Genomic DNA, 15,057 nt, shown 5'->3' with positions numbered 1-15,057 from the left:
CCGACTGCAAAGGGCACCGCATGAAAATCCTTCTCACGGGTTCCAATGGCCTGCTGGGCCAGAAGCTGGTGGCCCTGCTGCGGCAGCAGCCCGAGGTAGAGCTCGTGGCCACGTCGCGGGGGGGTAATAAGCTGGCCGCCCTTTATCCTGACGTCCGTTTCGTGGTGCTGGATGTGAGCGACGCCGCCCAGGTGCAGCAGGTGCTGGCCCAGGAGCAGCCCACGCACCTCATTCACACCGCCGCCATGACCAACGTGGACGAGTGCGAGCTCAACCGCGAAGCCTGCTGGCAGCACAACGTGACGGCCGTCGAGAACCTGGTGCAGGCCTGCGTCCGGCAGCGCATTCACCTCACACACCTCAGCACCGACTTCATTTTCAGTGGCGAAGCCGGCCCAATGGCTGAAGATGCTACCCCGGGGCCAGTCAATTTCTATGGGGAAAGCAAGCTGGCCGCCGAGCTGGCTGTGCAGTCCAGCACCGGCCCGTGGGCCATTGCCCGCACCGTGCTGGTGTACGGCGTGGCGCACGACTACGGCCGCACCAATCTGGTACTCTGGGTCCGCGACTCACTGCGCGCCGGCAAGCCCATCAAAGTAGTGGCCGACCAGTGGCGCACGCCCACCCTGGCCGAGGACCTAGCCCAAGGCTGCTGGCTATTGGCCCGGCAGTCTGCTCAGGGCATCTACCACATCAGCGGCGAGGAAATGCTCACGCCCTATGCCATGGCCTTGCGCGTAGCCGATTATTTTGGCCTTGATGCCGGCCTGATTGAGCGGGTAGATGCCACCACCTTTACGCAGCCGGCCCGGCGGCCTGCCCGCACCGGCTTCATCATCGGCAAAGCTCAGCGTGACCTTAGCTACCAGCCCCGCTCCTTTGCCGAAGGCATTGCCTTGGTAAGCGCCCAAAACGAAATCAGCGCACGCTAGCGCTTAGCCCGTTAGCGAGTATTAACCTCCTATGAATCGGGCAAAAAAAAACCCGCCGGGGCAGACGGCGGGTTGAAGCTCAGCAGGGGTAGCCGGTGAGCGGTAGATACTGGATTATGGGTAGAATATGATACCAGATAGGGTAGGTAGTTAGGGACTGGAAATTAAAAAGCAGGAAAGGCGGAATAGCGGCGAAAATGCCGGCTTAAGCCTGGGGCCATACTCCAACCAGAAGTCCCCCGACCAAAACTGCGGTGTGGCCCAGTAGCGCAGCTTCGCCCAGGGCCCGGGGCACTACCATTCCGTCGGGAGTGACGAAATCGATGCCTACGGAAATAGGACGAGCGGCTTCTTTCGGGGCTTTCGGCCGGCGAGGAGTGCTTAACGATGGGTAGATGAGCAGATACATACGGATATAGATAAAACGAGGGGTAGAAAAGGTGCGATACTCAGGAGAGTAACGAGGGTTTCTTATTAAAAGCAATACAATGTTACGGCCTCTACTACGCCAGGAAAAGGACAGATTGGTGGTAATTGTGACATAGATAAATTAGGTGTATTTATTGAATTGATTCTATTTTAAATAAATAAAATGTTAAATTATAAGATTTGGAAAAAGGTTTTATTTGTAATATTATTCTGTTTTTCAATCCATTGTATTATAATGCTGAGCTATTGAATCGCTGCTTTGTCATTACAAAAAATAACGGTTTGTGACATTCAATTCACCTGCTTAATCCCTTCGGAAGCATCAAATAAGTGCCACCTATAACCGCCAAGCGACTAAGCCTTGGGTGTTGAGAAGCGGCTCAGAGCATTAAGGCTTAATATGCTCATGGTGAGTAGTAATGATGGGAAGAGTAACACCCACCAAGCACTGGGCTCATCGCGCACAGTGGCGAGCAGCCGGCCCCAACTAGCTACCTCCGGGGGCAAGCCAATGCCCAGAAATGACAGGGTGCTTTCCAGGCCCAGCAGGCCCGCTATGCTCAGCGGTAATGCGGTGCGGAGCGGGTGCAAGGCATGCGGCAGGGCATGCCGGAACCACACTTGCCACTCCGAAAGACCGGCCGCCCGTGCGGCTTCTACAAACGGCAACTGGCGAACGCGCAGCATTTGGGCGCGCACCAGCCGGGCCAACTGGGGCCAGGTGGTCAGGACCAGCACCGCCAGCAGGCCGGAAGCCGACAGGCCAATGCTGGCGACGAGTGCTACTACTACAATCAGCCGCGGAACGGTATCGAGGGCCGTGGCCGTACCCATTACCAACGCATTGATTGGGAAGGACCAGGTGGGCAGTGTGCGGCTTTGGAAATGTGAGATTGTAGCCAGAATGGCGCCAATGAGTATCAGCCCCAGGCCCAGTACGGGAGATGGCAGCTGCAAGCCCCACCACACGCTGCCCGCCCCCATTAACCAATAGGGCAAGGAAACCCGGGCCGTATTTCCCCAAAAGCCGGCGGCGGCCCCGGCCAAGCCCCCAACCAGTGCCGCCAGCAGGGCGGCCGGCAAGGTGAGCAGTACAGCTGTGCGGGCACCGAATACCAGCGTGCTCAGCACATCACGGCCCTGAGGGTCGGTGCCGAGCCAGTGGCGAGCGGCGCTGAATGGTGGCTCGGCCATATAAGCCAAGTCGGGCACACCGGGGGGGTAGGGCAGGGGAAGCAGGGGCGCTGCTGCTGCCAGTAGTACCAGCAAGGCCAGCCAGGCCAGCGCCAGCCGTTGCAGCCAGGTGGGACGGAATGTGGTCAGGACTGCCAACGGATGCGAGGGTCGACCCAAAAGTAACAAAGGTCGGCGAGGAGCAGGGCCAGCAGGCGAACCGCGCCGGTGAGCAGTACGCCGCCAATCAGCACGGGGTAGTCGCGGGCGGCGGAGGCTTCGGCCAACAGGCGGCCCATGCCGGGCAGGGCGAATACCACCTCCACCACCACGGCCCCGGCCACGAGGGCCGGCAGAAATTCAGCAATCTGGGCGAGGGTGGGCAGCAGAGCATTTCGCAGGGCATGGCGCCGGACTACGGCCGCTTCGGAAAGGCCTTTGGCGCGGGCCGTAGTGGCGTAGGCACTGCCCAATTCCTGCTGTATGGCGGCGGTGAGCTGAAGCGTGAGTTCGGGCATGGCCGTGAGCACCAGGGCTGACACGGGAAGAATTAAGTGCAGGAGTATATCCGCCAGATGCTGGCCCGCGTCCAAATCCAGGTCGCTGGACTGGCCGAAGCCGTAGGCGGGCAGCCAGTCCAGCACGTCGGGATTGGCAAACACCAGCAGCAGTATCAGGGCTACCACGAATAGCGGCAGCCCGTGCACGGCCACCAGCACCACGCGCAGAGGACGTTGCCACCACGGCGTTGTGGCCAGGCGCTGGGCCAGGGCCAGCGCGCCCAGCACCGCAAGCACGGCCGCTGTGCCCGTGAGCGGCAACGTGAAAGCCAGGGCGTGACGCAGGCGCCCGGCCACGCCTTGTCCCGTTCTAAATGAGGTACCCAAATTGCCGCGCGCCAGGTCCCGCAGCCATTGGTGGTACTGGTTGCGGCGGCCGTTCCAGCGCCAGGCTGGTGCTCCAGCGGGCGAAACCGGCCCGTAGCTCACGTAGAAAACGGGTAAATCGAGGCCGAAGCGCTGGCGGAGGGCTTGTAGGGCAGCCTGCTGGCTTTGGGGGAGCAAGGCGGGGCTAGTGCCTGTTTGGCTGGCGGCATCGGGCAGGGCCAGACGGAGGGCAGTGTCGAGGTCGTGGCGGCTCAGCAGAAATACGGCCGAGGCCAGAGCCCAGATTGCGAGGAAGGTGCGGACCAGACGCCGGAAAATAAAACGGCCCATGCGCTACGCCACACTGGCATTTAGGGCTCAACCACGATTTCGCGCGAGACGCAGTGGCTGGCTACGCAGGCCTGCGAGCCGTAGCCGCGCATGCTGAAGCGCACCGCGTAGGTGCCGGGCCGGCGGAAAACGTGCTGCGCCGTGCGGCTCTGCACGATGGTGCCATCACGAAAGTCCCAGATGAACTGCACGTTGCGACAGGTAAGGAGCTGGGCCTCGGGCGAATCGAAGGATACGGGCTGGCCCACGCGCACGCGGGTGGCCGAGGCGGTGAAGTCTACGATGTCCTGCTGCACGAGGTTGACGGGGATGTACTTCTGGCCGCGCCGGATTTCGCCGGTTTTGTCCACGATGACGTCGAGCTCGACCACGTAGTTTTTGCGCTCTTTGTAGCAGTGGCTCACCGTGGGGCCGGTGAGGGTGGTGCCGTCGCCCATGTGCCACTGGTAGGTGAAGGGGCCGGCGGGCTCGTCGATGGACGGGCGGCCGTCGAGGTCGACGCACAGCATGCGCGGCAGGGGCGGACCGCAGCCCACGCTGGTGGTATCGCCGGCCTGCTGGGCCTGGGCGGCAAAGCCCGCTAAGACGAGCAGGCCGGCCAGCAGCGCAGTTTTGGCGGAAATAATGGCTGGTGAAAAGCGCATAGCAGAAGGTTCGGCAAGGAAAAAAGGCGCGGCGGCTAGAATTTGTTGAGGCGCTGCATGACCTCGCGCAGGTAGGTCTGGCCCACGGGAATGTGCTTGCCTTCCACGATGACCGAATTGTCTTCGAGGGCCTGAATGCGGTTGAAATTGACGATAAATGAGCGGTGCACGCGCACAAAGCGGCTGCTGGGAAACTTCTCTTCCACGGCCTTCATGGTGCTGTACACGATGAGCTTGCTCTGGCCCGTGACGATGTGTACGTAGTCGCCAAGGGCTTCCACGTAGCGCACTTCGTCGAAGCCAACGCGCACGAGCTTGTTGTCGACTTTTACGAAGGTGAAATCGGCGTCGGCATCGGACGCTTCAATGCCGTCGGGGCCAGCGGTGGTGGCGCGGCGCCCGGCCATTTCCAGGGCTTTTTGGGAGGCTTGCAGAAAACGGGCGTAGCTGACGGGCTTCACCAGGTAGTCGACCACGGCGTGCTCGAAGGCCTGCACCGCGTAGTCTTTGCTGCTGGTGATGAGCACCACCAGCGGCGGGTTCTGGAGCATGCCCAGCAGTTCGATGCCCGAGAGCAGGGGCATTTCCACGTCGAGAAACAGCAGGTCGACGGGCGCGGTGCGCAGCGCTTCGGCGGCTTCGACGGGATTGGTGAAGCTGCCAACAGCCGTCAGAAATGGCGTGTTATTAATGCAGTTGAGCACTATCTGAACCGACAGCGGGTCGTCATCAACCACCAAGCAACGCAGATTTGAAACAGCCATGAGAAAGCAAAACAGTGGGAGTTTGGGTAACGAATGTAGGGCGTACCGCTCAGTTTTCAAGTTCCGGCCCGCTCCTCCAACTGCGGGTACAGCTCAGCCAGCTGCTGGCGGATGGTGTCGAGCAACGGCTCGCAGTAGGGCAGGGCCGGGTGGCGGGCGGCGCGTTCCAGCTCGTCGAGCTGGGTGTGCAGCACGGGCACGCCGAAGTAGGCCACCTGGCCCTTGAGCTTGTGGGCAGTGCTGGCCAGCGCGGCGGGGTCACTGGGGCAGGTAGCGGCCATCAGCGCCTCCAGGGCCGGGGCCTCGGACAGGAAAGTGGTGATGATTTGACGCAGGAAGCCTTCGTTGCCGCCAGCCAGTTCTTCGAGCAGGTGCCAGTCGGGCTTTATTAAGGTAGGAGGGTTTTTTAGGGTAGGAGGGTAGGAGGGGGCGAGGGTATGAGTTGATTGTTTCTCAGTAGATTCATCGTGCTGGATGAGCGTATCAGTTACTTCTTGCCTTCTTACCCCCATACCCTCCTGCCCTAAAGTGAAGTGGGCCAGGCGGGCGTAGAGCACGGCCGGTTCGAAGGGCTTGGCGAGGGTGTCGTTCATGCCGGCGGCCAGGGCCAGGGCGCGGTCTTCGGGCAGCACGGAGGCGGTGAGGCCGATGATGGGCAGCTGGTCGGCATTGGGAAAGTGCCGGCGGATTTCGCGGGTGGCGCCGTAGCCGTCGAGCTCGGGCATCTGCACGTCCATCAGGATGGCGTCGAAAGGCTGGGCCGCGTCCGTGACGGCCTCCACGGCCAGGCGGCCGTTGTCGGCGATGACGACCTGCACGTTCCAGGCTTCAAGGGTTTTGCGGGCCACGAGCTGGTTGAGGGCGTTGTCTTCGGCCACCAGCACACGCAGGGCAGGCTCGAAGGGCGTGAGCAGGCCGGCGTGGGCTTCGGGCTGAGCGGCGCTGGCGTCGGCCACTTCGTAGGGCAGCTCGAAGAAAAACTCGGAGCCCTGGCCTTCCTCGCTGGTCACGCCGAGCTGGCCGCCGTGCAATTGCACCAGGTTGCGGGCAATGCTCAGGCCCAGGCCGGTGCCGCCAAACTCGCGCGTGGTGGAGGTGTTGGCCTGGGAGAAATCTTCGAAAATGGCCCCCAGCTTGTCCTGCGGGATGCCAATGCCGGTGTCGCGCACCGCGAAGCGGATGCGCGGATTGGTGGATTGATGGGTTGGCGAATCCGGCCCGGCCACTGCTTCCACCGTTACCGTGACGCCGCCGGCGCGGGTGAACTTGATGGCGTTGCCCACCAGATTCACCAGTACCTGGTTGAGGCGGACGGGGTCGCCGAGCACGGCGGCGGGCACGTTGTCGGCTACGTTTACCTTCAAAAACAGGCCCTTGCTTTCAGTGGCAAACTTGAACATGGCCCCCAGGCGGCGCACGGCTTCGGGCAGGCGGAAGGGCACTTGTTCCAGCGTCAGCTTGCCGGCCTCCATCTTCGAGCTGTCGAGGATGTCGTTGATAATGACCAGCAGGTTTTGCGACGACGACTCGATGGCCGTGAGGTATTCGGCCTGCTCGGGGTTGGGGTGGGTGGCTTGCAGTAGGTTGGTGAGGCCGATGACGGCATTCATCGGCGTGCGGATTTCGTGGCTCATGTTGGCCAGAAACTGCGCCTTGGCCCGGCGCGAGGCCTCGGCCGCGTCGCGGGCCACCACCAAATCGGCGTTAATGTCTTCGATATGGGCTTTTTGCTGGCGTAGCTCGGCGGTGCGCTCGCGCACAGTGCGCTCCAGCACCAGCTGCGTGCGGCGCAGCGTGCGCTCGCGGAAGCGCACCACCCCGTAGGCCAGTCCGGCCAGCACCAGCAGTGCCAGCGTGCGGAACCACCAGGTACGCCACACCGGCGTGGCCACGCCGAATGAAGCGGCTACCACCGGGCTCCACGGACCAGAATTGCCGCGCCGCACCCGCGCCTCAAATACGTACTGGCCGGCATCGAGGCCCGGGAACTGGGCTTCGGGGGCGGCGCTGGGGCGGCTCCATTCGTCGGAGAGGCCGCGCAGGCGGTGCTGGTAGGTGAGGGCGGCACCGGGATTGAGGCTGATACCCTGAAAGGTAAAATTGACGCGGTGGCGGGTGGCCGAGAGCCAGCCCAGGGCATCGAGGACGCGGGCTTCGCCGTCGACTTCGACTGCGGTAATGGCCAGGCCGGGCTGGCGGGCGGCCGCGAGGCGGCGGGCGGCGGCCACGTCCACGCGCAGCAGGCCGGCGCGGGTGCTCAGCCACGCTATCGCGCCGGAGCTGGGGCCGGCGGCCAGAGCAGCCGGGCCGAGGCAGTCGCGCACCAGCGGGTCGTCGGTGGCGGCGAGGGAGGTGAAAGCACGGGTGCGGCAATCGAGCAGCGTGAGGCTCTGCCGGTGCACCAGCAGCAGCTGCGGGCCGACGTGGCCAGGCGCGGCGGGCAGCGGCAGCATCCCGTATGCGTAGTCTGATGGCAGCTGGCTGGCGGCAGTGAGCTGCTGCCACTGCCCGGAACGCTGGCGGCAGTAGATGCTCTGGCCCTCGGTGCCCACCCAAATGCGACCGTCGGCATCCTCGGCCAGGCTGCTGGCATCGAGCCCCACAGAACCGAGACGGTAATGCACAAAATCGTCCATCACGGGGTCGTAAGCGGCAATGCCGGTACCGTGCGTTGCTACCCAGATGCGTCCGGTGTGGTCGGCCAGCAGGGCGTAGGTAGTGTTGTGCAGCAAGCCGTTGGCAGTGGTGAAATGGCGGATGCGCTGCGAAGAATCGGCGGGCAGCAGGTAGAGGCCATCGGCGGCGGTGCCCACCCACAGGCCGGAGCCGGGCGCGTAGGCCAGGGCCGTGACGTTAATGTCAGAGTTGTTTGATAATCCTGCTACTGCCTGCAGGGTACGACCAGGCGTGGCAGCCATGTAGAGGCCCGTAGAGGTACCCATCCAGAACCCGCCGCCTAGCCGCGCTGGGCGTGGCAGCAGCGCTTTCACCGAGCCGCCGCTCAGAGCCGGGGCCACGAAATCACCCTGATGAGCCGGAGCGAGGCGATTGGCGTGAAGCTGAAAAAACCGATTGCCGCCAAAAGCGGCCCAGGCTTCTGCCAACCCTTTTTGATGCATTGTAGCAAGGGCCGGCAGCTGGCCCGTCGAGGTAGCTGGGTACGGTTCCAGCCGCAGGTGCCGGTCCGAATGCCGCAGCAGGCCTTGGCCGGCGGTGCCCAGCCAGGCGTTGCCTTCGCGGTCTTCGAGCAGGCAGGTGGCCTCGGTGCCTTCGGGTAGGCGCAGGTGGTAGCGGCGCAGGTAGCGGCCAATGGCGGCAGAATCAATGGGGGGCGGTCCATCGGCGGGCAGTCTAAGGCCGGCGGGCACGGCGCTGCGCTTAGCGGGGCTGAATGCGCCGCTGGCCATTTTTTTTACTGAAATGCCGCCCTGGTAATGGCCCACCCACAGCCGGCCGGTGGCGGGCTCCTCGCGCAGCGACACCACAAAGTCCTCGGCCAGCCCGTCTTTTTTTGTGAAGGTGGTAAACTGCGTGCCGTCGTAGCGCACGAGACCCTCGCCGGTACCCAGCCAGAGGTAGCCCTGTCGGTCCTGCAGCAGGGCATATACAAAGGCGGGCCGAAACCCTTCAGCAGGACCAAACTGGCGCAGGTATGCCTGCTGGGCGCTGGCCGGCCGCGTCCATAGCAATAGGAAGCTGAGCAACGCCAATAGCACGAAGCCCAGCCGGCGAATGTAGAGAAAGCGGAGAAGTAGTTTCAAGCAGAAAACGCCACTTGCCGAATGGGCAGTTGTTTGACACTGCAAGGTAGAACGGGCCGATGAGCGGCGGGCGTACTTTCCGGTTATCACAGAGTTAGGCTCGGTGAAATCGGGGTTTTGCTCGATTGTAGCGTGGGCTCTGCGAGTCCGCGCATTCGAGTGGACCAGAGGACTAAATGTGCGCGCTACCTACTTTGCTGTCACCTTGAATTCGGTGCGGCGGTTGAGCTGGCGGTTGCCTTTGCTGGTGTTGGGCACTTCGGGGCGGGTTTCGCCATAGCCCATGGCCGTGAGGCGGGCCGCCGCGATGCCATGCTGCGTGAGGTAGGTCACCACGGCCTGGGCGCGGCGCTGGCTGAGGTCCTGGTTCATGGCAGCCTCGCCCACGTCGTCGGTGTGGCCGGCCATTTCCAGCTTCAGGGCGGGCGTTTCGGTGAGGAGCTTTTGCAGGCGCTCCAGCTCAGCGGTGCTTTCGGGGCGCAGCGTGGCCTTGCCGGTATCGAAGAAAATGTTGCGCAGCACGATGGTAGTGCCCACTTCCAGCTTCTTCATCGGGATGTCCTTCACCACTTCGGCAAAAGCTGCGCCGGCGGGCAGGTCGAAGTTTTCGGAGTGAAACAGGTAGCCGTCCTGTCGCACCACAATGCCGTAGTTGGTGCCCGAAGGCAGGCTCACGAGGTAGCGGCCCGAGGTGGCGTTGCTGCGGAAGTTGGCAATGGTCTGGCCGCTGGTATTATCAATCAGGTCAATGGCCGCGTCGAGCGGTTGCTTGGTGGCGTCGTCGGTCACGGTTCCTTTCAGAATCGTGACCTGGGCCGTGGCCACCGCCACCGCCGGGGCCAGCACCGTCTGCTTGATGGGCGCGAGGCGCGAGGCCAATAATTGGTCTTCCTCGCTCAGCAAAGGCTGTTTTTCGGGCCCGAGAAAAGTGATGCGGTAGATGTCCTTCGCCCCCAGCCCGCCGGGCCGGTCGCTGCTGTAGTACCCGTGCCGCCCCGAGGCCGAGGTCACGAAAAACACGTCGTCATCGGGCGTATTGATGGGCCAGCCCAGGTTCTCTGGCGTGCTCCACTTGCCATTTTCAAACACCGATTTGAAGATGTCGTAGCCGCCCATCGAGTTGTGCCCTTCCGACGAAAAGTACAGCGTTTTGCCATCGGGGGCCATAAAGGCGCCCTCCTCGCCATAAGCGGTATTGATGGCCGGCCCCAGGCTCACGGGCGTGTTTTTGCCGTCGAGGTCGACTTTATAGATGTCGGAACTGCCCGCGCCGCCCTCCCGGTCGCTCACGAAGTAGAGGTAGCGGCCATCGGGTGAATAGCTGGCCGAGGTTTCGTGGGCGTTGGTGTTGATGCGGCTGTTGAGGCGGCGGGGCTTGTCCCAGGCCGTGCCGCTGAGGGTGGTTTCGAGCAGGTCGCCGCCGTTGGTGCCCACGTACACCAGCATGCGCTGGCCGTCGGGGGCCAGGCCCACGGTGGCGTTGTGGTCGTCGGTGTTCACGGGCGCGCCCAGGTTGGCGGCGCGGCTCCAGGCCTTGCCCTTCCAGGTCGACTGGTAAATATCTTCAAAATAGCCGTTGCCCTCCGGGTCCTTCTTGCCGCCAGTCGAACCCTCGCGGCGCGACGTAATCAGAATAGTCGACTCATCGGCCGACACTACCGGGCCGTAGTCCGACGCCTGCGAATTCAGCTCCGGCCCCGCGTTATCAATAAACACCCGCGTCGGTTTGGCCATCAGCTGCTGCCCGTTGCGGCATTCCTGAATGCGGCGTTGCAAGTCGTTGGGCGTGATGGTGCCGGCGCTGCCGTTGCGCGTGTTGCTGCCCACGGGCGTGGCCAGCTGGTATTCGGCCATGGCCTCGCGCCACTTCGCGCTTAGGTGCAGGGCGCGGGCCAGCAGGTAGTGGGTGCGGGCATCGGCGGTGGCGTCCAGCTTGGCCGCCTTTTGCAGGTAGGGCAGGGCAGCGGTTTTGGTGGCCGAATTCAGGTAGCAGTCGCCGATTTTAACGTTCAGGGCCGCGTTGTTGGGGTTAAATTCCTGGGCCGCTAGAAAGTGCGGCAGGGCCTGGGCGTAGCGCGGTGGGTCGGCGCGGTAGTCGTCGTCGCCGGCTTTCAGCTCGCGGTTGGCTTCGCGCAAGCCTTCCTTGTTATCGCCAAAGTTGTCCTTGGTGAAGGCCACGCTTTGTGCCGCAACTGGCCGGGCTGCGTTGGCGAGAATCAGGAGGAATAGCAGGCGGAAATACATGGTGGCTAGGAATAAAAGGTCGTCATGCCGAGCGCAGCGAAGCATCTTTACCGCTTCGTTGGAGCGATGGAATTACTTGCTGCGGGCAAGATGCTTCGCTGCATTCTGCATGACGGGCTTAATTATAATCTGAACTGACAGCACTACTCCGCCGCCTCGCCTGCGCAGCCGGCGGCAGCGGCGTAGTTATTCCCCACGGCAATGCCCAGCTCGGCGGCTTTGCGCCAGTCCTGACAGGCTTCATCGGCCTGGCGGAGCATTTCGCGGGCGTGGCCGCGGTTGAGGTAAGCCTCGGCGTAGTCGGGCTTCAGCTTGAGGGCGGCGCTGGCATCGGCGGCGGCATCGGCGTATTTCTCCAGCTTGAGCTGGGCGGCGGCGCGGTTGTTCCAGGCGTAGGCGTACTTTGGGTCGAGCTGCAGGGCCTGGCTGAAATCGGCAATGGCGCCGGCGTAGTCCTTATTTTCAAAGCGGGCGCTGCCGCGGTTGTTGTAGGCCAGGGCGTTATCCGTTTTCTTCGCCAAATAAGCGTCGTAATCTTTCAGGGCCTGGGGCAACTGGCCGGTGTGGCGCTCGGCGGTGGCGCGGTTCAGCAGGGCCGAAAGCAGCTCGGGCTGCAAGCTCAGCGCCTCGGTATAGTCCAGGGCGGCGGCGGCGTAATTGCCGAGCTTCTGCTGGGTGCTGGCGCGGTCGTGGTAGGCGTAGGCCAGCTTGGGGTCGGCCTTGATGGCCCCGTCGAAATCGTCGCGGGCGGCTTGGTAGTCGCCTTTTTCAAAGCGCAGCACGGCGCGGTTGTACCAAGCCGGCGCGTAGTCGACCTTGGCTTTCACGGCTTCGGAATAGTCGGTTTCGGCTTCGCTGAGCTGGTTTTGGGCCTCGTGGGTGCGGCCCCGACCGAAATAGCCGGCGTAGTTGCCGGGCTCCAGCTTGAGGGCCTGGTCGTAGTCGGCCAGCGCCTGCGGGTACTCCTTTAGCTCGTAGTGGGTGGCGGCGCGGTTGGTGTAGGCGGCCGCAAAATCGGGCTTGGCGGCAATGGCCTGGTCGAAGCTGGCCAGGGCCGCCGGGTAGCTCTGCTTGCTGAAGCTAACCAGGCCGCTGTTATACGCCTTCTCCGCCAGCTGCGGGCCGGGCAGCGTGCTGGCCCGCACGGTATCGACCTGGGCCCATCCGGCCAGCGGCGCACCCAGCAACACGAAGAAAAACAGAGTCTTTTGTATCATAGCCAGATGCTAGGGCAAATAGAAAGCGTGGGTAGCGAAGATATTGGATTTTCTGATTTCAGACTGCTGATAATGCACCAGGCAAGACACCTCACCTCCGACCCCTCTCTCTTGGAGGGGAGAGCCTGATGTGGACGCCGGTTGCTGATTCGATTGCTTGAGCAGTAGACCTGAGCGGCGGCCGGGTAATAGGCTATGGTTAGGCGTGAATGCCATTTATGCGGGCCTCAAACAAGCCTACAGTGGCTTAAAATCGAGTTTTTCAAGCCATTTTATTATTATGTTAACTAGAAAGCGGGTATGAAATTCCGTTTTCCAATTGGCCGAGCTTGGGGCTAATCCGGCAAATGTAGGGCGGTGGCTGGCCTGAATGCAACGGCCCGCTGTAGCGTTGGCCGGAGCGAAGCCGTAAGCGCAATAGCTGCTGATGCGTGGCATTTGCCCGAAATTTGCTGATATATCGCGCCAATCGTCCCGGCCGATTGTTTAACCGAATCAACATCCTGCACCGAAAATCTGCCACCAAAATGACCCCAGCCACCGCCCCGCTTTCCGCCGCCGAAACCCACCGTTACAGCCGCCACTTGCTGCTGCCCGAAATTGGCGCGGCCGGCCAGCAGAAGCTGAAAGCAGGGCGGGTGCTGGTAGTAGGTTGCGGCGGTTTGGGCTGCCCGGTGCTGCAATACCTGGCCGCCGCCGGCGTGGGCACGCTCGGCCTGCTCGACTTTGACACAGTGGACGACAGCAACCTGCAGCGCCAGGTGCTCTATACCACCGCCGACGTAGGCCGTCCCAAAGCCGTGGTGGCCGCCGAAAAACTGCACGCCCAGAATCCCTTCATCGAATTGCAGCCGCACCAGGTGGTGCTATCGGCGGCCAATGCGCTGGCCCTGTTTGCGGAATACGATGTGGTGGTGGACTGCTCCGATAATTTCGCCACCCGCTACCTCGTCAACGATGCCTGCGTGGTGCTGGGCAAGCCGCTGGTGTTCGGGGCCATCTTCAAGTTTGAGGGGCAGGTTTCGGTGTTTAACTACCAGAACGGCCCCACCTACCGCTGCCTGCACCCAGTGCCGCCCGCCCCCGGCGACGCCCCCAACTGTGCCGAAATCGGCGTGCTGGGCGTGCTACCTGGCCTCATTGGCACCATGCAGGCCAACGAGACGCTAAAAATTATCCTCGAAATAGGGGAGGTGCTGAGCGGCCGCCTGCTGCTGTTCGATGCCCTCGGCATGCGCTTCCAGGCCATCCGTTTCCGGGCCGTGGCGGCCAACCAGCAGCGCACCGCGCTGGCCCCCGACTACGCGGCGTTTTGCGGCGAAGCGCCGCTCGAAGCGGCCCCGGCCCGCGCCCCCGAAGTCTCGGCCGACGAGCTAAAGACCTGGCAAGCCAGCGGCCGGCCGCTCCAGCTGCTGGATGTGCGCGAGCCGCACGAGCACGCCCGCCGCAGCATTGGCGGGCAGTTGATTCCGCTGGGCCAGTTGGCCGCGCACCTAGCCGATTTGAAACCCGAAGTGCTGGTAGTGGTGCATTGTGCCAGCGGCATGCGCAGCCAAAAAGCCGCGCAACTGCTGCTGGCCAGTGGCTTTGCCGAAGTGTACTCGCTTCGGAATGGCCTGGCCGATTACTAAGCCGTCGCCGGGCTGGGCCAGGCCGCCAGGCGGGCGCGGATGTGGTCGAGCCGGGCTTGCTTGGGGGCAGCACGCAGGGTCAGGGCCGTGGCCGTCCAGTACCGATGGCCCGTGAGGAAACGCTCCTGTAGCTGGAACCAGGCATGCTCGCTGGCGATGAGTTGGCGGGCCGTCAGCTCGCGGAAAAGGCTGGTGGAGATGGGCACAAAATCGGGGCGGCCTAGGTAGTCGAGGTCGGCATCGCAGAGGATTTGGGCCAGGTGGCAATGAGGCTCCTGCGGGTACTGGGTGGCGGTAATGAGGGCGCAAATCTTCTCAATCTGGCCCGGCGAATAGCCGAATTCCGGCAGCGTGGCGCGTGCTATGTCGCAGCTTCGGGCCTCGTGGCCGTCATAGGTGTGCAGGAAGCCCGCATCGTGGTACAGAGCCGCCGTGCGGAGAAGCGTCAGGCTTTCCCCGTCGGTCACGCCTTCGGCAGCGGCCAGCGTTTGGGCCGCCTGCGCCACGTCGAGGGTATGGGCCAGGCTGTGGTAATAAAGGGTGGGGGCCAGGCCCTGGCGCAGCTTGCGCACGATAAACGCTTCGGCAGATGGGGCTCGCATACGGAGGGAACGGACGCGGTGAGACGATGAAACCCGGCGGGCGCGCCGGCCAAAAAACGAAAAAAGCAACACGCGGAAAGCCGCCCGCAACTACTGCGCCACTCCTAAAGCATTGAGGCGCTGTAATAAATTTAGATATGATTTATTGCGCGGCAAGATAATTCGCTACCTTGATTAAATATCGTATTCGCCTAACTGGCGATGAAGCTGTGTACTGTCTCGCCATAATGGATTTGTGAGAAGGTAATTTATTGAAAATTAGCCAGGTATTCTTTGGGGTTGATGCTAATAATAAGGGAAGTGGAGTAATTAATTCATCTTTACAGGAACAAAGGAAACCGGCGCATAGCCGGTGCCTGGCGCTAACGGCCGGCCCGGCGGTCGGGCCATAATTTTACCCATTTTTTACTCGCTTCTACCCGCGATGATGCCCCGCCAACCCT

Annotated in this window: 10 protein-coding genes; 2 read left to right on the top strand and 8 right to left on the bottom strand. The window is 62.6% G+C overall.

Annotated features, from left to right (window positions below; all coding sequences use genetic code 11):
* The first annotated feature begins 20 nt into the window (after positions 1-20).
* Positions 21-932, top strand: a complete 912-nt coding sequence (locus tag I7X13_RS16450; RefSeq protein WP_198076311.1) for an SDR family oxidoreductase — start codon at positions 21-23, stop codon at positions 930-932.
* Positions 933-1,715: 783 nt separating this feature from the next.
* Here I7X13_RS16450 and I7X13_RS16445 read toward each other — a convergent pair.
* The 7 genes from I7X13_RS16445 to I7X13_RS16415 all read right to left on the bottom strand — a co-directional run bounded on the left by I7X13_RS16445 (position 1,716) and on the right by I7X13_RS16415 (position 12,381).
* Positions 1,716-2,693 (bottom strand): ABC transporter permease, encoded by a 978-nt coding sequence (locus I7X13_RS16445; protein ID WP_198076310.1) that lies wholly within the window; start codon positions 2,691-2,693, stop codon positions 1,716-1,718.
* On the bottom strand, positions 2,681-3,751 hold the full coding sequence (locus I7X13_RS16440) for an ABC transporter permease (protein ID WP_198076309.1): 1,071 nt from the start codon (positions 3,749-3,751) through the stop codon (positions 2,681-2,683). The genes I7X13_RS16445 and I7X13_RS16440 overlap by 13 nt, the downstream gene beginning before the upstream one ends.
* Positions 3,752-3,771: 20 nt before the next feature.
* Positions 3,772-4,395 carry a PKD domain-containing protein gene (locus tag I7X13_RS16435; protein ID WP_198076308.1) on the bottom strand — a complete coding sequence of 208 codons (624 nt, stop codon included), beginning with the start codon at positions 4,393-4,395 and terminating at the stop codon, positions 3,772-3,774.
* 35 nt (positions 4,396-4,430) lie between these two features.
* Positions 4,431-5,159, bottom strand: coding sequence for a LytR/AlgR family response regulator transcription factor (locus I7X13_RS16430; protein WP_198069944.1), 729 nt, complete (start codon positions 5,157-5,159; stop codon positions 4,431-4,433).
* A 56-nt stretch (positions 5,160-5,215) separates the two neighbouring features.
* Positions 5,216-8,920, bottom strand: coding sequence for a hybrid sensor histidine kinase/response regulator (locus tag I7X13_RS16425; protein ID WP_198076307.1), 3,705 nt, complete (start codon positions 8,918-8,920; stop codon positions 5,216-5,218).
* Between the two features lie 189 nt (positions 8,921-9,109).
* On the bottom strand, positions 9,110-11,164 hold the full coding sequence (locus I7X13_RS16420) for an OmpA family protein (RefSeq protein ID WP_198076306.1): 2,055 nt from the start codon (positions 11,162-11,164) through the stop codon (positions 9,110-9,112).
* 143 nt (positions 11,165-11,307) lie between these two features.
* Complete coding sequence (locus tag I7X13_RS16415; protein WP_198076305.1) at positions 11,308-12,381, bottom strand: tetratricopeptide repeat protein; 1,074 nt, start codon at positions 12,379-12,381, stop codon at positions 11,308-11,310.
* A 527-nt stretch (positions 12,382-12,908) separates the two neighbouring features.
* On the opposite strand from I7X13_RS16415, the gene moeB reads away from it, so the two are divergent.
* Complete coding sequence (gene moeB / locus I7X13_RS16410) at positions 12,909-14,012, top strand: molybdopterin-synthase adenylyltransferase MoeB (RefSeq protein ID WP_198076304.1); 1,104 nt, start codon at positions 12,909-12,911, stop codon at positions 14,010-14,012.
* Here the strand turns inward: moeB and I7X13_RS16405 are convergent.
* A complete protein-coding gene (locus I7X13_RS16405) occupies positions 14,009-14,614 on the bottom strand; it encodes an HD domain-containing protein (protein ID WP_198069949.1) in 606 nt (201 codons plus the stop codon). The genes moeB and I7X13_RS16405 overlap by 4 nt on opposite strands.
* Between the last annotated feature and the right edge of the window lie 443 nt (positions 14,615-15,057).

The sequence above is a fragment of the Hymenobacter negativus genome (assembly GCF_016056375.1).
Classification (GTDB): Bacteria; Bacteroidota; Bacteroidia; order Cytophagales; family Hymenobacteraceae; genus Hymenobacter; species Hymenobacter negativus_A.
Note: the sequence above shows the minus strand (reverse complement) of the source record. Positions and strands in the feature narration are given on the sequence as shown.